General features: G+C 66.4%; 16 protein-coding genes. 9 read left to right on the top strand and 7 right to left on the bottom strand.

What is annotated here, in order from left to right:
• Window positions 1–58 precede the first annotated feature (58 nt).
• Window positions 59–2749, top strand: coding sequence for a TonB-dependent receptor (locus HGB41_RS08110; RefSeq protein ID WP_171082966.1), 2691 nt, complete (start codon window positions 59–61; stop codon window positions 2747–2749).
• The gene (locus HGB41_RS08105; protein ID WP_171082964.1) at window positions 2750–3754 is read left to right on the top strand and encodes a glycoside hydrolase family 43 protein; all 1005 of its coding nucleotides are present in this window, start codon (window positions 2750–2752) and stop codon (window positions 3752–3754) included. It abuts the gene before it with no gap.
• Here the strand turns inward: HGB41_RS08105 and HGB41_RS08100 are convergent.
• Together HGB41_RS08100 and HGB41_RS08095 are read right to left on the bottom strand one after the other, a co-directional pair.
• Window positions 3751–4098 carry a hypothetical protein gene (locus HGB41_RS08100; RefSeq protein WP_171082962.1) on the bottom strand — a complete coding sequence of 116 codons (348 nt, stop codon included), beginning with the start codon at window positions 4096–4098 and terminating at the stop codon, window positions 3751–3753. The genes HGB41_RS08105 and HGB41_RS08100 overlap by 4 nt on opposite strands.
• Window positions 4099–4119: 21 nt before the next feature.
• Window positions 4120–5094 carry an MBL fold metallo-hydrolase gene (locus tag HGB41_RS08095; RefSeq protein ID WP_171082959.1) on the bottom strand — a complete coding sequence of 325 codons (975 nt, stop codon included), beginning with the start codon at window positions 5092–5094 and terminating at the stop codon, window positions 4120–4122.
• 220 nt (window positions 5095–5314) lie between these two features.
• Between HGB41_RS08095 and HGB41_RS08090 the strand changes: the two genes are divergently transcribed.
• Entirely contained in the window at window positions 5315–5713 is a 399-nt protein-coding gene (locus HGB41_RS08090) for a hypothetical protein (protein WP_171082957.1), read from the top strand.
• A 99-nt stretch (window positions 5714–5812) separates the two neighbouring features.
• Here the strand turns inward: HGB41_RS08090 and HGB41_RS08085 are convergent, their stop codons facing one another.
• On the bottom strand, window positions 5813–6184 hold the full coding sequence (locus tag HGB41_RS08085; protein WP_171082954.1) for a YbaN family protein: 372 nt from the start codon (window positions 6182–6184) through the stop codon (window positions 5813–5815).
• Between the two features lie 9 nt (window positions 6185–6193).
• Window positions 6194–6508 (bottom strand): hypothetical protein, encoded by a 315-nt coding sequence (locus HGB41_RS08080; protein WP_171082026.1) that lies wholly within the window; start codon window positions 6506–6508, stop codon window positions 6194–6196.
• Between HGB41_RS08080 and HGB41_RS08075 the strand changes: the two genes are divergently transcribed.
• Both HGB41_RS08075 and HGB41_RS08070 read left to right on the top strand, forming a co-directional pair.
• Window positions 6447–8366 carry a bifunctional diguanylate cyclase/phosphodiesterase gene (locus HGB41_RS08075; protein ID WP_171082952.1) on the top strand — a complete coding sequence of 640 codons (1920 nt, stop codon included), beginning with the start codon at window positions 6447–6449 and terminating at the stop codon, window positions 8364–8366. The genes HGB41_RS08080 and HGB41_RS08075 overlap by 62 nt on opposite strands.
• A gap of 124 nt (window positions 8367–8490) precedes the next feature.
• The gene (locus HGB41_RS08070; RefSeq protein WP_371868483.1) at window positions 8491–8877 is read left to right on the top strand and encodes a diguanylate cyclase domain-containing protein; all 387 of its coding nucleotides are present in this window, start codon (window positions 8491–8493) and stop codon (window positions 8875–8877) included.
• Between the two features lie 167 nt (window positions 8878–9044).
• Here HGB41_RS08070 and HGB41_RS08065 read toward each other — a convergent pair whose 3' ends face one another.
• A complete protein-coding gene (locus tag HGB41_RS08065; RefSeq protein ID WP_171082948.1) occupies window positions 9045–11327 on the bottom strand; it encodes a CHASE domain-containing protein in 2283 nt (760 codons plus the stop codon).
• Window positions 11328–11525: 198 nt separating this feature from the next.
• Here HGB41_RS08065 and HGB41_RS08060 point away from each other — a divergent pair, with 198 nt between their 5' ends.
• The 4 genes from HGB41_RS08060 to HGB41_RS08045 all read left to right on the top strand — a co-directional run bounded on the left by HGB41_RS08060 (window position 11526) and on the right by HGB41_RS08045 (window position 15437).
• Window positions 11526–11957, top strand: a complete 432-nt coding sequence (locus HGB41_RS08060) for a hypothetical protein (RefSeq protein WP_171082946.1) — start codon at window positions 11526–11528, stop codon at window positions 11955–11957.
• A gap of 159 nt (window positions 11958–12116) precedes the next feature.
• Window positions 12117–12737, top strand: coding sequence for an LON peptidase substrate-binding domain-containing protein (locus HGB41_RS08055; protein ID WP_171082944.1), 621 nt, complete (start codon window positions 12117–12119; stop codon window positions 12735–12737).
• Between the two features lie 32 nt (window positions 12738–12769).
• A complete protein-coding gene (locus HGB41_RS08050; RefSeq protein ID WP_171082942.1) occupies window positions 12770–13525 on the top strand; it encodes an anti-sigma factor in 756 nt (251 codons plus the stop codon).
• Window positions 13526–13769: 244 nt separating this feature from the next.
• The gene (locus HGB41_RS08045) at window positions 13770–15437 is read left to right on the top strand and encodes a DEAD/DEAH box helicase (protein ID WP_229422906.1); all 1668 of its coding nucleotides are present in this window, start codon (window positions 13770–13772) and stop codon (window positions 15435–15437) included.
• 455 nt (window positions 15438–15892) lie between these two features.
• Here HGB41_RS08045 and HGB41_RS23425 read toward each other — a convergent pair whose 3' ends face one another.
• Both HGB41_RS23425 and HGB41_RS23420 read right to left on the bottom strand, forming a co-directional pair.
• On the bottom strand, window positions 15893–16510 hold the full coding sequence (locus tag HGB41_RS23425; RefSeq protein WP_371868482.1) for a response regulator: 618 nt from the start codon (window positions 16508–16510) through the stop codon (window positions 15893–15895).
• Complete coding sequence (locus HGB41_RS23420; protein WP_229422904.1) at window positions 16495–17568, bottom strand: PAS domain-containing protein; 1074 nt, start codon at window positions 17566–17568, stop codon at window positions 16495–16497. Before HGB41_RS23420 ends, HGB41_RS23425 begins: the two co-directional genes overlap by 16 nt.
• Window positions 17569–17602: the final 34 nt, after the last annotated feature.

Genomic DNA, 17602 nt, shown 5'->3' with positions numbered 1-17602 from the left:
ATGGCCCCAGGTCACGCCCGGCAGTGGACCATACAAATACAACAAGGAGACAGACGCCATGAGACACCCAGGTTCGGGAAGCCGCTGCATTGCCCGCAACAATCCCTTCATCCTCACGCTCATGGCGGCTGCCCTCGGCAGCGCCGGCTTGCTGGGCAGCGCACCGGCCGCCGCCCAGGACGCCCAGGTCGCCGCGCAGGAAGAGCAGGCCAAGGAACCCATCAACTCGGTGGTGGTGACCGGCGTGCGCCGGGCTGCCCAGAGCGCGCAGGCGATCAAGAAGAATTCCGACGAGGTCGTGGATTCGATCGTCGCCGAAGAGGCAGGCAAATTCCCGGACAAGAACGTGGCCGAGATCCTGGGACGGGTCACAGGCGTGCAGATCCGCCGCGAATTCGGCGAGGCCAATTCGGTGATCGTGCGCGGCCTGCCGGGCCTGACCACCTTGCTGAACGGGCGCGAAGTCTATACCTCGAACGGCCGCAACCTCTACCTGGCCGACATCCCGACCACCATGCTGCAGCGGATCGACGTCTACAAGACGCAAGGCGCCGAGATGGTCGAAGGCGGCACCGCCGGCGTGATCGACGTGCGCACCTCGCGTCCCTTCGACTTCAAGGGCTTTACTGCCAACCTGGCCGGGCGCGTCGAGCACCGCGATAAATCCAACACCAATGATCCTCAACTCTCGGGCATGCTGTCCAACCGCTGGAAGGGCGCCTATGGCGAAGTCGGCGTGCTGGCCGGCCTGTCCTACCAGAAGGGGAATTACCATGACGAAGTGACCTGGAATTCGCCGCCGGAGCGTCCGGTGGCCGGCAACTCCACCGTCACCGGCCCCTTCGACCTGGGCCACGTGAACTACCAGGGCGAGCGCATGCGCTACGCCGCCAACTGGGCGGTGCAATGGCGTCCGGTGCGCGAAGTCGAACTGTATGCCGAAGGCTGGTCGACCCGCATCGACCATGACGCCGAGCGCCAGTTCTTTGTCGGGCACCTTGGCTGGAACGCCCAGCCCTGGACCGCCACGGGCGACGTCGACTGGGGCGGCGGGCGCTATACCAATCCGGTGTATACGCTGATCCCGGGCACCAACCAGATCGATACCGTGACCGCGACCAAGCCGGCCGGGAACGCCCACATCTTCACCTTGAGCTCGAACCAGTCGCCGCGCGACGATTCGGAAGGCCACCAGGGCGCGGTAGGCGCGCGCTGGGACGTGACGCGCAACCTGCGCCTCACCACCGAACTGGCGCGCACCACCAGCCGCTGGAAGCAGGACTTCCCGATCATGGAATTGCTGGCCGACCCGCAGACCGTAACGGGCCGCACCTATGTCAATGGCGGCGCATGGTTCGACTATCCGGGCACCGATATGATGAGCCCCAGCAGCTACCGCCTGGGCGCCTTCATCGACAACTGGTCGGCATCAAACGGGCAGTCGACCGACTGGCGCGTGGATGCCAACTACGACAATGGCGACACCAGCCTGTTCCGCGAATTCTCCGCCGGCGTGCGGGTGGCGGCGCGCAAGGCGTCCTACCAGCACGAAAGCATGAACTTCCTGCCGCCGAACGCCAACCTGCCGGCGGTGGGTTCGGTGCCGGGGCTGCTGTGCCCATCCATGCCGCTGGCGAACGACTACGGCATGAACCAGTGGCTGGTCGTGTGCAACAACTACCAGCACGCGAATATCGACGCGGTGCGCAAGCTGTATGGCCGCGACGGCCGGACCGCGCCCGATCCGTACTCGCTGTTCCGCAACGAAGAAGACACGGCGGCCTTCTATCTCAAGACCAAGTTCGGCTTCGAGCTGGGCGGCATCCCGATCCAGGGCACGGCCGGCGCGCGCATGGTCAGGACGGAACTGGACGTGAATGGCTTCTCGAATGTGAATGGCCAGCCGGTCGCGGTCAACCGCCAGACCTCGGACAACGACGTACTGCCCAACCTGACCCTGAAGGCCCTGCTCACGAAAGACCTGATTGCCCGCTTCAACGCCGGCAAGGCGATCCAGCGCCCGAACTTCGGCGACTTCAATCCGGGTGTATCGCTGGGAGCGACCCCGAACGGCCAGGGCATCTACGAAGGCGGCGGCGGCAACCCGGACCTGAAACCCGTGGTGGGCAAGAACTACGACGCCGCGCTCGAATGGTATTTCGCGCCGACCGGCAGCATCACCGCGACCGTGTTCAAGCACGACTTCGAGAACTACATCATCCGCCGCCTCGGGATGGAGACCATCGACGGGCTGCCTTACCGCATGGACCGTCCGCGCAACGTGAACGAAGGCCAGCTCAAAGGCATCGAGGTCGGCTACCGCCAATTCTACGATTTCCTGCCCGGCTGGCTGGGCGGCTTCGGCCTGGAAGCGAACTACACCTACATGAAGGGCTACCTGCTCGAGGACGGCGTGAAGAACCCGTTCGTCGGCATGTCGAAGAACGCCTACAACATCGTCGGCCTGTACGAGCGCGGCCCGTGGTCGGCCCGCCTGGCCTACAACTACCGCAGCCAGTTCGTCGATGCCTACAACTACCGCGCACTGGGCTTCGACATGATCGTCGACCCGATCAAGACGGCCGATGCCTCGCTGTCCTACCGCATCAGCGAGAACGTGGGCGTGACCCTGGACGTCGAGAACATCACGGACCGTACCTACCACGACTACCACGGGATCCCGAGCAATCCACGCGATGTGCGCCGCTACGACCGGGTGGTGGGGCTGTCGCTGCGCTGGAGGATGTAAGTGGGGCTCCGTCTAGCTGGGGCAGCGCTGTGCCTGTGCGCCGCTGCTCCTGTTGCGCAGGCGCTGGAACCCGTGTTCGGCAATCCGCTGGTGCGCCAGCGGGCCGACCCGCATGCGCTGCTGCATGCGGACGGCTACTATTATTTCACCGCCACCGCGCCGGAATACGACCGCATCGAATTGCGCCGTACCCGGTCCCTGAACGAGCTCGCGACAGCCGAGACCAGGGTGGTCTGGCGCAAGCATGCGACGGGGCCGATGAGCTGGCATATCTGGGCGCCGGAACTGCACCATATCGACGGCAAATGGTTTATCTATGTGACGGCGGGCCGTGCCGACGACCATTGGGCGATCCGGCTGTACGCGCTCGAGAACAGTTCGCCCAATCCGCTCGAGGGCGAATGGATCGAGCGCGGCCAGGTCAAGACCGGGTGGGACAGCTTTTCGCTGGATGCGACCACCTTCGCGCACAAGGGGCAGCGCTATTTCGTCTGGACCCAGGCGGGCCCGCACAAGGAACCGCCGGGGACCAGGATCTATATCGCGAAGATGGACTCGCCGCTCACGATCGCGGGCAAGGCGGTCATGCTGACCACACCCGAGCATGACTGGGAAAAGATGAAGTTCGCGGTGAACGAAGCGCCTGCGGTGCTGATCAAGAACGGCAGGCTGTTCATGACTTATTCGGCCAGTGCGACGGATGCCAACTACGCGATGGGCATGCTGACCGCGCGTGCCGATGCCGATTTGCTGGACCCGGCATCGTGGGTCAAGTCGGCGCTGCCGGTGTTCCGGAGCAGCGACCGGAACCGGCAATGGGGGCCCGGGCACAACGCCTTCACGACCACGCTCGATGGCAAGACCGACATCCTGCTGTACCACGCCCGCCAGTACCGTGACATCGTGGGCGACTCGCTCAAGGATCCGAACCGCCATACACGTGCGCAGGCGATCCGCTGGAAGCCGGACGGCACGCCGGATTTCGGCGAACCGGTGGCCGATTAATCGTCGGTATCCGTTTCAATCCGGCCTGGCGCTGTCTGGCCCTTGCTGGTCCTGCGGCTTTTCAGCCAGTCGTTGCCGCCCGCCTTCAGCGCTTTGGTGATGACGTCGGGCGGCAGGCTGTACACCGTCGCCCAGGTCGCGCGGCCGTCGATATCGTTGGAAGGGAAGCTTTCGGTCTCGATCGGCCAGTGGTATTTGCGCTTGAGGGCGCGCACGATGGCGGCCAGGGTGATGCGGCCGCGCATCGGCTCGGCGCCGGTCTGGTCTGCGTTGGACAGCAGCACCGCGAGCACTGCGCCGCGGGCGGTCAGGGGTCCGGGGAAGATGGGTGTTTTTTTCGGCATGGGGCGATTGTAGCTGGACGCTTACCTGCAAGCCTGCACCGTGCCGTCCTTCCCGAGTTCGTAGCGGTCGAGGTCGCGCGCCAGGGCCAGCGTGCCGGTGTAGTGTTCGCTTGCCTCGCGCTCGATGTCGTCCAGGGTCAGGCCGGTAGCCAGACCCTTGTTGCGGTCCTGGTAGCGCGGGCTGAAATGGGTCAGGACCAGGTTGGGCAGGCCGGCCTGCTGCGCGAAGCGGGCCACCATCGCCGCCGAGCTGTGCTGCGGGCCGGGACCGACCTTGCGCAGGATTTCTTCCGTAAAGGTCGCCTCGTGTACCAGCAGGTCGGCATTCTCCGCCTCATGCGCCAGCAGTTCGGGGCGGTCGTTGTCGCCGGCGATGATGATCTTGCGCGACCTGCGTGGCGGCAGGAGAAAATCTTCGGCCACTACGCGCCCTCCGTCCGGCAGGAGCACATCCCGTCCCTGCTGGAGCTCGCCCCAGGCCGGGCCGGAGGCGATGCCCCCAAGCTTCAACTTGTCGATATCGAGTTTGCGCTCGACCCTTGCCTCGGTAAAGCTGTAGGCATGGGTGGCGATCCGGTGCGACAGCGGCGTGGCGGCTACCGTCAGGTCGGGCAGGACCGCCGCGCCGGGCAGGTCAGCGGGCGTCATCCAGGTGAGCGGATAGGGCAGGGCCAGCTGGGTCGCGTCCATGATGGCCTCGATCATGCCGCGCAAGGGTGCCGGGCCGACGATGGTCATCGGCTCGGTACGGCCCAGCATGCCGGCAGTGGCCAGCAGGCCCGGCAAGCCGTAGCAATGGTCGCCGTGCAGGTGAGTGATGAAGATGGCGCGCAGGCTCATCGGCGACAAATTCGTGCGCTGCAGCCGGTACTGCGTGCCTTCGGCACAATCGACCAGGGCCCAGTGCCTGGCGCCACGGGTGCGGATCGCGCATGCCGTCATGTTGCGGGACCGGGTCGGCGTGCCGGCTGATGTTCCGAGAAACTGGATTTCCATAAGCGTCCCTAGCGCAATATTGAAACTCCATTATCCGGAATTGCGACGTGTGCGCCGCTGGCCTGGACGGCGGCGATTAAAAATCGATTGTTTGATCGCGCTCAAGGCTCTCGCGCAGTGTGAGCCCGGCTTCGCACTTGACTGGAACCTTGTTGTCTGAGCTTGCAGGACGGCCGCCATTGGGTGCGGCTGCCAACTCGATCATTCATGAGGAGATGTCATGCGCACACTTTATACGCTGGTTGCGGCAGCCTGCCTGCTGGCCGCACCCCTCGCTTCCACCGCCCAGTGCGGGCAGGGAACGGCGAACGTCACGGGGCAGCGCGGCGGACCGGGCACCGGCGGCGCATTTAAGGTGACCGGCACCCAGCTTGCCAACGAAGTCGAAGGCGCCTATGCCCTGTCCAACGGGCGCAGGCTGGCGCTGCTCCATCTCGACCAGGCCATCTACGCCGACTTCGAGCGCTGGCAGCGCGTCCGGCTCGAAGAAGTCGGCACCCACCGCGTCGCGTCGCGCGAAGGCGATATCCAGATGACCTGGGTACCGGGACAGCGTACCGACAGCATCCTGCTGAGCTACCCGGGCAATGGCAGGGGAGAGCTCAAGCGCAGCTGCTAGCCGGGTCTTGTGCGGGCGGCGCGAGTGGTGCGCTGTCCGCGAACAAGCTGGACTCTTGTCGCACCGTGGCGCCGCTCGCCAACAGGCGGGCGCCGCGGTTCAGCTGCGCTCGACGCGCAGCGTCGGCAGGAAGCGCCACATGTAGATACTGACGCAGCTCCCCACCAGCACCAGCATGGCAGGCACGACGGGGCTGTCGAAACGCCCCATCGCCATCAGCAGCGACCCCCACAACAGCACGGTGGCGACGATCTTCGCGCGCAGCGGGATGCCGCGGCCGGCCTCGAAATTGCGCAGGTAGTTGCCGAACACGCGGTGCGACAGCAGCCAGCGGTGCAGGCGATCCGAGCCCCGTGCGAAGCACCAGGATGCCAGCAGCAGGAAAGGCGTGGTGGGCAGCAGCGGCAGGAAGATGCCGATAATTCCCAGCACCACGCACAGCGCCCCCATCGCGTTATAGAACAGTTTCATGCTGCCACTCTAGCATGCGTCCCTGCGCACCAACATTTCCTGGCGGTGAAAGAATATTTCACGAATCGGCAGAATATGGAACAAAATTTCATCAACAGATGCGGTAAGAAAATTCAACAAATGTGGCCCGTACGATAAGTTCTGGTAATAAACAGTAGGTATAATGAATGTATTCCCGACGGGCGCATCCAGGACAGTTTCGGGCGCGAGCAGGACGCCCGGCTTCGCCTTGATGTGCCACCAGATTGCCGCGTTGCCGTCCATGCTTTCGCCTTCATTCTCGTCATCGTCATTGCCCCCGTCGTCCCCATCGGGAACGCGCATCGGGCATTTCTTCCGGCCGCGCGTGCTGCGCGACCTGGCCATCTACCTGGCCATCATGCTGCCCATCGTCTGGGGCCTGGTGGCGGTGGAGCAATCGCGTTTCACCGCATTGGCCGCGGCCGGCAGCAACCGCGACCTGCGCAACTATGCCCGCGCCTTTACCGAGGAAGTCCGCGCCACGGTCGGCATCGTCGACCTGTCGCTGCTGCAGTTGCGCGCCACCTGGCAGCGCGACCGCGACGGTTTCGCCCAGACCGTCGGCGAACATTCGCGCCACCTGCGCTATCGGGTGCCGATGCTGGTCAATGTGCTCGATGCAAGCGGCAAGCTGGTCTACACCAACGTGGGGCCGTCGCGCGAAGGACTGGACATGAGCGGCACGGCCGCCTACAGCGTCCACCTGCAAACCAACGACGATCGTTTCTACGTCAACCGTCCCGTGATTTCGCCGCTGACCAGTTCGTGGGTGGTGCAATTCAGCCGGTCGATCCGCGATGCGGACGGACGCCTGCAGGGCGTGCTCATCGCGGCCGTGTCGCCCGACTATTTCGTCCGCTTCTACGACGACATCGACCTCGGCCCGAGCAGCTCGGTGTCGCTGATCCGCGCGCTTGATGGCGCCATCATTGCGCGCAGCACCCACGCCGACCGCCACCACGGTATCGGCACGGTCCTGAAGAACAATCCGCATACCGAGCAAAGCCCGGTCACCGGGAGCTTCCGCCGCGCCGGGCAGATCGACGGGGTCGAGCGCTTCTATGCCTGGCACAAGATTCCCGATTACGGCATGGTGGTGACGGTCGGGCAGGCCGTGAAGGACGCCAACGCGCAGTTCGCGCAGCAGCGCGCGGTGCTGGCCTGGGTTGGCGGCGCAGTGTCGCTGGTGCTCTCCCTGGTGGGCTGGGCCCTGCTCGCCGCCGCCGAGCGCCGCCGCCGCGCCCTGAAGGCCCTGGCCGCCGCCGAGGCGCGCTGGAAGCTGGCGCTGAACGCGGCCGGCGACGGCGTCTGGGACTGCGACGTCGTCACTGGCCTGGCGACGCTGTCGCCGCGCGCGCAGATGATCCTCGATACCGAGCGCTCGGTGATCTCGTGGTACGGCAGCGCGCTCGACGCCATCGTTCATCCTGAAGACCTGCCGCAGCTGCGCACCCAGTTGCGCAGCCACCTGGCCGGGCACGCGCCGGACTTCGCCGCCGAGTTCCGGGTGCGCCTGCGCAATGGCGACTGGAGCTGGATCGACGCGCACGGCACCGTGGGCGAGCGCGACGAGCTCGGCCAACCGCTGCGCATGGTCGGCACCTTCTCGAACATCGACGCCCGCAAGCACGAGGAAGCGCGCATGCGCCGCATGGCGCACGAAGACGCGCTCACCGGCCTGCCCAACCGCGTGCTGCTGGGCGACCGCCTGCGCCAGGCGATCCGCCTTGCCAGCCGCGACGGCCACAAGGTTGCGGTAATCTATTTCGACCTGGACAAGTTCAAGCCGGTCAACGACACCCACGGCCACGCCGCCGGCGACCGCTTGCTGCAACTGGTGGCGCGCCGCCTGCGCGCTGGCCTGCGCGATGCCGACACCCTGGCCCGCATCGGCGGCGACGAATTCGTCGTGCTGCTGCCGCGCTGCGACGGCCAGGAAGACGCCGCCAGGGTGGCCGACAACATCCTGGTGCAGCTGAACGAACCCTTCGAGGATGGCGAACTGGTGCACCGCATCTCCGGCAGCCTGGGCTGCGCCATGTTCCCCGACCACGGCCTCGACGCCGACGCACTGCTGCGCAGCGCCGACCTGGCGATGTACGACGCCAAGTCGCATGGGCGCAACCGCGTTTCCAGCCGCTACCGGGGCGAAGCTGCCTAGGGTCTGTCTGGCCACGCCTGAAGGCGCCATTGCATCATGCGGCCATGATATGTAGGGTGGTCGGGGTAACTCAGGCCAGTGGCCTGAGTTACGAACGACCGCGCGTTCAACTGTGGCATGCACTGTGGCGACGCACGATCTGGCTGAACGCGCGGTCGGCACAGCCGACCACCCTACGAACATCCACCTTTCCCTGCCTGGCGTCAGCCAGCTAGCCTTCAATACCATCGCTCAGCGCATCGGCGGCGACGAATTCGTCGTGCTGCTGCCGCGCTGCGACGGCCAGGAAGACGCGGCCCGGGTGGCCGAGAACATCCTGGTGCAGCTGAACGAACCGTTCGAAGATGGCGAGCTGGTGCACCGCATCTCCGGCAGCCTGGGCTGCGCCATGTTCCCCGGCCAAGGCCTCGACGCCGACGCGCTGCTGCGCAGCGCCGACCTGGCGATGTACGACGCCAAGTCGCATGGGCGCAACCGCGTTTCCAGCCGCTACCGCGGCGAAGCCGCCTAAGAGCGCCTGACAATTCCCCTGGTGGCGAATGCCGATCACTTAAGAGCCGCCGGGACGGGAAGGGCGAACCCAATGTAGCACCCGGCCTGCGCACGCACGATTGTGCGGATTGGAGCTAGATCTAACCGGCGTCGGCATTCCTGCCGGCCCCGGCAATCACGCGATACTCAGTACGGCGCGGCCACGCCCGCGTCAAGAGCCGGGCGCGCCGCCACCACGTGGCGTGGCAGGTAGATGGTCACCGTCGTGCCCTTGCCAGGTTCGCTCGCGAGGCGGATGTCGCCGCCGCTCTGGCGTGCGAAGCCATGCGCCATCGACAGTCCCAGCCCGGTGCCCTTGCCCTCGGGCTTGGTGGTGAAGAAGGGTTCGAAGGCGCGCTCCATCACTTCCACGGGCATGCCGTGGCCGGAATCGGCTATGGCCACGGCCACGTAGTCGCCCGGGGCCAACTCGGAATCGTGATCGATGGTGACATTGCTGAGCGCCAGGGTGATGCGGCCGCTGCCGTCCATCGCGTCGCGCGCATTGATCACCAGGTTGAGCAGCACGTTCTCGAGCTGGTTCGGGTCCACCAGGGTCGGCCACAGGCCGGGCGGGACGCTTTTTTCCAGCCGGATGCTGTCGCCTGCCGCGCGCAGCACCAGGCTGTCCATGCGCTCGAGCAGCTCGCCGATATCGACACTGGTCGGGTGCAGCGGCTGGCGCCGTGCAAAGGCGAGCAGCTGCCCGGCCAGTTTCGAACCGCGGTCGACCGCATCGAGGATGCTGAGCAGGCGCTTGCGGTTGGCGCCGTCCGCGCGCAGCATCAGTTGCACGTTGGCGCTGATGATGTGCAGGATATTGTTGAAGTCGTGGGCGACGCCACCCGTCAGTTTTCCCACCGCCTCCAGCTTCTGCGAACGGCTGAGGGCCTGGCGCGCTTCGTCGAGCCGCTGCTGGCGCTGCTGCTCGCGCGCTTCGGTTTCTTTCCTCGGCGTGATATCGCGCACGAAGGCGGTGGCGCCGAAACCGTTTCCTACCGCGAGCTTCGCCACGGTCAGCTCGGCCGGGATGGGGCGGCCGTGGCGGTCGAGCACGGTCAGTTCGGTCACCTTGCCCAGCATGCCGCTCTGCCCGCTGGACGCGAAGGCCTCGAAGCCGCTGCGGAATGCGGCGCGCCTGTCCTCGGGCAGCAATTGCCCGGCCTCGCGCCCGATGGCTTCACTCACGCTCCAGCCGAACAGCCGGGTGGCCTGGGCATTCCAGTCGGTGATCCGGCCGCGGCTGTCGAGGGCCAGGAAGGCGTCCGGCGCATTCTCCAGGATCACCTGCATGCGCTTTTGTTCGGCGGCCACTTGGTCGTGCGATTCGCGCAGCTCCAGCGTCATGCCCTGCGCCAGCTGCAGCGCACCGCGCCGTTGCCGCGCCAGCAGCCACACCACGATGCTGAGCAGGACGCCCAGGCTGGTCCCGGTGATGGCGATCAGGAGCGGACGCGTGGAATCGACACTGTTTTCGAGGGCGGCGCTGGAACGCATGCTGATGGTCCAGGTGCGTCCGCCCGGCATGATCTGGGCGCTCGCCTTGAGCCCTGCGGCGCGCGGAGCGTGCACGGCGGCAGGCGTGGAGCGGTAGATCAGGGTGGCGCCGTCGATCGGTTCGCCGTCGTGAATCTCGATGTCGAGGTCGGTCGAATGGGCGCCGCCCAGGCCCTGCATCAGGTCGTTCATGCGGAAAGGGGCATAGACCCAGCCGGCGATGGCGTTGCGGCGCTGCTCGACGGTGCCGGCCAGCTCGCCTGCGCGGTACACCGGCAGGTACATGACGACGCTGGCCTGCGGGGCTCCCTTGCCGTCCTGGATCAGCACTACCTTGCCGCTCAGGGCCGCTTGCCCGCTGTCGCGCGCACGCACCATGGCGGCGCGCCGTACCGGCTCGCTGAACATGTCGTAGCCGAAAGCGCGCAGGTTGCGCCCGGTGAAAGGCTCGATGCGCTTAATGGCCGTATAGACTGGGCGCGGTCCCGCGACCTGCACCGCCGGGTGCACCGCGTAGCCGGCGAAACCCTCGCGCCGCATGGCGGCCACGTGGGCATCCAGCGCGCCGGGCGGCACGATCACGCTGATGCCGAGCGCTTCCAGGCCGGGGAAGGACTGGTCCAGCCGCAGCACCCGGTAGTATTCTTCCCACTCGCGCCGCGAGACGTCGACCGAGCCGCGCAGGTAGCCGCGCGCGCCGCGCAGCACCTGTTCGTACACCGCCATGCGGCGGCTGATGCTGACGGCCATGTCGCGGGTGCGGTAGTCGAAGGTTTCCAGCAGCTGGGCCTGGGCGGTACGCTGGGCGCCGCTCCAGGCGCTGAAGGTCACGATGAGCGTCACCAGCAGGACCAGCAGCGCCAGCAGCAGGGGCACCTGTCCGGAACCGGGCAGGGGAATGCGGCTGGTGTCGGCGGGAGAAGACTGCGGCATGTGGTCGTACGCGCGGCGGGCGCCGTGGGGGCAGGTTGATCGGAATCGCGCGAAAAGCAGTAGGATACGCATCCTTGTTGGGTTGAGGCGCACGCCAGTTGTCGCGTTTGGCAACCGCTTATCGATAAAAAATTACTTGATGCAAGATTCTGACCTGAGCTCTTCCTTCCTGAACGGCGTCCGCGCGCCGCACGCCGCATGACGCCCGCCCCGGCCTGGCGCCGCCACTGGCCGCTGACCGTCCTTGCGGGAGGCGCGCTGCTGGCCCTGCTGTGGAGCACGCTGGCGCCGCTGCGCGGCGGCAGCCATGAACTGCTGCTGGAGATCGCGCCCGGCAGCCGGCAGTCGGCGGTGCGCCTGACGCTCGGCGTGCAGGACGTGCTGCTGCTGCGGAACGCTACCGGCAAGCCGCTGGTCTTCGGCCCGGTGCAGCTGGCGCCGGGCGCCGCCTTCCGCCTGCCGGTCGAGGAGGCGGGCGAGCAGGACATTCCCTGTCCGGTATTGCCGGGAGGGATGCTGCGGGTGCGCACCGTGCCGATACCCGATCCGGGGCTGGAGCGCCTGCGCTGGCGGCTGGCGAACTTCGGCAATGCCATCCGTACGATGCCCTTGAAGGCCCCGGACGCGTAGGGTGGGCGGGTTTCCCGCCCACGCGGTGATCGCCGAAGGTAAACAAGTCGCGGCCGAGCGGGCGTTGGTTGACCGCGTGGGCGGCGAAGCCGCCCACGCTACGGAAATCCACCCTCAATCGTGCTCCGGTCCCCGCTGTGATTCTGTCATGATGGGATCATGTCCACGATTTCCATGCCGCTTTTCCCGCTCAGTACGGTACTGTTCCCGGACGGGGTATTGCCGCTGCAGGTGTTCGAGGTGCGTTACCTCGACATGATCAGCCGCTGCCTCACCGAAGACACGCCGTTCGGGGTGGTATTGCTCACGCAGGGACATGAAGTGCGCCAGCCCGAGGGCGACCCGGAACGTTTCGTTGCCTCCGGTACCATTGCTTCCGTCACCGAAACCACGAGCACCACGCCGGGCCTGCTGCAGGTGATGTGCCGCGGCGGCTCGCGCTTCACGGTGGTCACCGCCGAACAGCGCCTGAACGGGCTGTGGGTGGCCGAGGCCGAACTGGTCGAAGACGACCATACGGTGCGCGTGCCGTCCGAACTGCAGGGCGCGTCCGATGCGCTCGACCGCGTGCTGTCTTCGCTGCACGACGTGCCCCAGGACCGCTGGCCGGTGCAGCCGCCGTTCCGGCTCGACGACTGCGGCTGGGTGGCGAACCGCTGGTGCGAACTGCTGCCGCTGCCCAACCAGCAGAAACACCAGATGCTCATGCTCGACAATCCCGTGATCCGGCTCGAAGTGCTGCACGATGTCCTCGACGAACATGGGCTGATTACCTCTTAGTTTCTCACTGGCTGACAACTTGGCGTGCTGGCATGAAATTCTCGGACGACCTCCTGATTGCATACATCAACGGTGAGTTGGCCGAGCCGGCGCGCGCGGCGGTCGAGCGGGCCGTCCGCGCCGACCCGGTGCTGGAGGCGCGCCTCTCCCAGCACCGCAAGGAGCAGGCCGGCCTCGGGCGCTCGCACATCTTCAGCGTCTCGGCCAATGGCCACGACGGCAACAGCCACGCCCAGCGCCATCCGCCAGCGCGCGGCGCCAAGATCGTCCATCTCGACACCCTCCGTCCCGGCCGCGCTCCGCCGCCGGCAACCCCGCCCCGTCCATCCTGGACGCCGCGCCACTGGGCGGCGCTCGGTGCGGCGCTCGCGGTGGGTGCCGCCGCTGGCGCGTTCGGCTGGCAGGCGCTGCGGCCCGACCCCGACCTGGTGAGCCTGATGGCGAGCGACGGCGCGCTGGTGGCGCGCGGCAAGCTCACCGATGCGCTCGGAGGGCAACTGGCGAGCCCCGGGCCATCCGAAACCGGGGTGCGCATCGGTGTCACCTTTGTCTCAAAAGACGGCAGCTATTGCCGCAGCTTCGTGGTCGACACCACCGCCGGCCTGGCCTGCCGCGCCGGCGGACGCTGGACCATTCCCGTGGTGGCCCAGGCCGGCGCCGGCGCGGCCTGGGTCGATGGCAGCGTGCTGCCGCCTGCGGTCCAGGCAGCCATCGACGCACGCATCGTCGGCGCCACGCTCGACCCTGTGGCCGAACGCGCCGCCCAGCAGCGCGGCTGGCAACCCTGAACGGCCAGCCCGGGCCGCCCCATACCCATGAAAAACTTCCCCGGAAACAGGACCTTATATACAGAGGGGGCGATTTCAGGTATCGTGTAGGCCGCTAAAGTGCGTCTACGTCCGCGCGCCCGTGTTCCGGCGCCCTCCGCGGCACCGGTCCCCCGACCTTCCGTCCCATCAGGAAGCTTTCCGCAGGCCATGTCGTGCCCGCAGGCGCAGCCGTAGAGCTAACGAAATACTGTCCAACAAGAATATGTCTGATACCCAGAACACTCCAGCCGGCGCCGAGCCGCTCGCCACCGATCCGATGACCGCGTCCGACCTGGTGCTGGCCGCGACCGCGCCGGTTGCCGCAGCCGATATCCCGGCAACGGCCGCACCGGATACGCTTCCGGAACCAGACCCGGCCGCATTGGATCTCGATGTGCCGGTGGTGCAGGTTGCCGCCGACGAGCAGCCGACCGTGCGTTTCGCCGACCTCGGCCTGGCGCCGGAAATCCTGCGCGCGCTGAACGACCAGGGCTATGTCCACCCGACCCCGATCCAGGCCAAGGCGATCCCGCTGGTGCTGCAGGGCCGCGACGTCATGGGCGCTGCCCAGACCGGTACTGGCAAGACCGCCGGCTTCTCGCTGCCGATCATCCAGCTCCTGATGGCGCATGCCAGCAGCAGCATGTCGCCGGCGCGCCACCCGGTGCGCGCACTGATCCTGACCCCGACCCGCGAGCTGGCGGTGCAGGTGGCCGAGAACGTCAAGGCCTACGCCAAGCACACCCCGCTGCGTTCCACCGTCGTGTTCGGCGGCATGGACATGAAGGGCCAAACCATCATCCTGAAGGGCGGCGTCGAGATCGTCATCGCCACCCCTGGCCGCCTGCTCGACCACATCGAACAGAAGAACGTCAGCCTGTCGCAGGTGCAGATGCTGGTCATGGACGAAGCCGACCGCATGCTCGACATGGGCTTCCTGCCGGACCTGCAGCGCATCATCAACCTGCTGCCGAAGAAGCGCCAGAACCTGATGTTCTCGGCCACCTTCTCGCAAGAGATCAAGAAGCTGGCCAACAGCTTCCTGGATAAACCCGTGCTGATCGAAGTGGCGCGCAGCAATGCCACCGCCGACAAGGTCACGCAAATCGTCTACAAGGTCGAAGAAGAACTCAAGCGCGACGTGGTCGAGCACCTGATCCGCGAGCGCAACCTGAAGCAGGTGATCATCTTCTCGAACACCAAGATCGGCGCCTCGCGCCTGTCGACCCACCTCGAGAAGAAGGGCATCAAGGCCTCGGCGATCCACGGCGACAAGACCCAGCAGGAACGCATGGCCGCACTCGACGCCTTCAAGCAGGGCGAGATCGAAGTGCTGGTGGCGACCGACGTCGCCGCACGCGGCCTCGACATCACCGACCTGCCGTGCGTGATCAACTACGACCTGCCGTACAACGCCGAAGACTACGTGCACCGCATCGGCCGCACCGGCCGCGCCGGCGCCTCGGGCGACGCGCTGTCGGTGTTCACCGACAAGGACGAGCGCCTGCTGGTCGACATCGAAAAGCTGATCAAGCAGACCATCACGCGTGGCGAGCTGACGGGCTTCGTGGCGCCTTCAAGCCGTCCGCGCGAAGCCGGCCGCGAAGGCGGCCGTGAAGGCGCGCGCGATTTCGCCCGCGAAGGCGAACGCCGTAGCCGCCGCACGCCGGAAGAATCCGGCGCCGCCCCGCGTGGCGCCGAGCGCAGCGAACGCCCGCCGCGCCCTGCCTACGGCAGCGCCCCGCGCCGCGAGAAGGTCGACCCGTGGTTCCTGAAGCCGTACGAGCCGTCGAGCGCCGCGCGCAAGGAAACCGTGACGCCGGTGTCGAATGGCGTCAAGTCGGGCAAGCAGAAGCTGGCTTACTTGCTGGGTGGCGGCCCACGGCCGTAAAGATCAGCGGAGCTCCGCTCCGTTAGCACCGTCGAAAACCGTAGGGTGGGCGTAAAACAGTCCACTGGACTGTTTTACCTGCCCACGCGTTCAGTCAGTGTCCGCCGGCCCGGTCGCGAATACGACGCCGATAACGATCACCGCGTGGGCAAGGAACTTGCCCACCCTACGGTTCTCTGCCGCTCTTAGTCCGTGACTCTTTCAACCGTCAAGCCGCACGCTTCGCGTGCAGCGCCGTCTGCATCCGCTCCAGCAGCGTCCCGCGCCGTTACCGCCGTTGAAACCCGTAGGGTGGGCGTAAAACAGTCCACTGGACTGTTTTACCTGCCCACGCGTTCAACCGACGTTAGCCGGCCCGTCCCCGATTTCCGAGCCGATAACAATCACCGCGTGGGCAAGGTAATTTAGGCCAGTGGCCTGAATTACGAATTGCCCACCCTACGGTTCTCCACCAATCAAGCCGCACGCTTCGCGTGCAGCGCCGCCTGCACCCGCTCCAGCAACGCCTGGTGATGATACGGCTTCGCCAGCACATCCAGCGACTGCCCGCGCGACGGCAGCTCATCCATATAACCCGTGGTCACCAGCACCGGTATCTCCGGCCGCCTGGCATGTACCTTCTCGATCAGCTGCAGCCCGTTCATCCCGCCCGGCATGATCACGTCGGTGAACAGCAAATCCACCGGCTGGGTTTCCAGCACCGCCAGCGCCTGTTCGCCGTTCGGCGCCGACAGCACCTCGTAATCCGCAGCCGCCAGCATCGCTTCGGCCAGCTCGCGCACGTCGTCGTTGTCGTCCACCACCAGGATGCGGCATTTGCGCCCCTCGTCGGGCAGCGTGCCGGCAGGCTCCTCCACTTTTGCCTGCGTTACCGGGAAGGTCATGCGCACCTTGGTGCCGCGGCCTGGTTCGCTGTCGATCTCGAGCCGGCCATGCGACTGCTGCACGAAGCCGTGCACCATCGCAAGGCCCAGTCCGGTACCCAGTCCCTTGGTGGTGAAGAAGGGCTCGGTGGCGCGCCGCACTACCTCGGGCGGCATGCCGATGCCTTCGTCGTTCACGCAGATCGACACGTAATCGCCCGGCGGCAGCTTGCTGGCGCTGCGGCGCTGCGGCGCTGCTGGCTGGTGAGGGCGGTGCCGACGGTGACCACGCCGCCGTCGGGCATGGCGTCGCGCGCATTGATCACCACATTGAGCAGCGCCATTTCCAGGTAGGTGGTATCGAGCGTGCAGGGCGGCAGGCCGGGCTTGAGGTCGAGGCGCAACTCCACCTTGTCGCCGAGGGTGCGCACCAGCATGTCGGAGAAGTCGACCACCAGGCTGTTGAGGTTGATGTCTTTCTGTTCGAGCCTCTGCTTGCGGGCAAAGCTCAGCAGTTGCTGGGTCAGCTTGCCGGCCTGCATGGTCGCGCGCTGGGCGCGGCGGATCGGTTCGGCCGCCTTCGGGCTGGCGCCGCTGGTGAGCAGGGCCAGCTCGAGGTTGCCGTTGATGACCTGCAGCAGGTTGTTGAAATCGTGCGCCATGCCGGCGGACGATTGGCCGATGGCTTCCATTTTCTGCGCCTGCAGGTTAGCTTCCTGCATCCCCCGGCGCTCGGAGATGTCCATCTGCGAGGCGAAGAAGTAAAGCAGCTTGCCTTCGTGGTCGAAGATCGGACCGATGAACAGGGCGTTCCAGAAGGGCTCGCCGTCGGCCTTGTAGTTGAGCACGTCAACCGCGACCGCACGCTGCTCGGCCACGGCATGGCGTACCTCGGCAATGGTGGCGCAGTCGGTGTCCGGGCCCTGCAGGAAGCGGCAGTTGCGACCCAGCACGTCTTTCTCTTCGTACCCGGTCAGGTCGAGGAAGGCGCCGTTGGTGAAGACGATGGGATTATCGGGCTGGTTGGGGTCGGTCACGACCATGGGCATGCGCGTCATTTCGACGGCCGCGAAAAAGACGTTGGCGCGGTCGCCCAGCCCGGCGCGGCCGATATATCCCGCCTGCCAGTGCTTCACGCCCGGATTGCCGAGCGTGGAAACGGCATTGCCTTCGACCTCGCCGCTGGCGGGCACGCCAGCGCTTTGTCCTCCGCCCTGGATATCGAGCGGCTTCCCAGCGTGATCGTCCTTGCCTGATCCGGTTACCATTGAGCGAGTTCCTGGCAGCGCGCCGAAAAGCGCG

It is taken from the genome of Telluria aromaticivorans (assembly GCF_013003915.1).
Taxonomy (GTDB): Bacteria; Pseudomonadota; Gammaproteobacteria; order Burkholderiales; family Burkholderiaceae_D; genus Telluria; species Telluria aromaticivorans.
The sequence above is the reverse complement of the archived record's forward strand: the minus strand, read 5'-3'. Positions and strand labels throughout refer to the sequence as shown.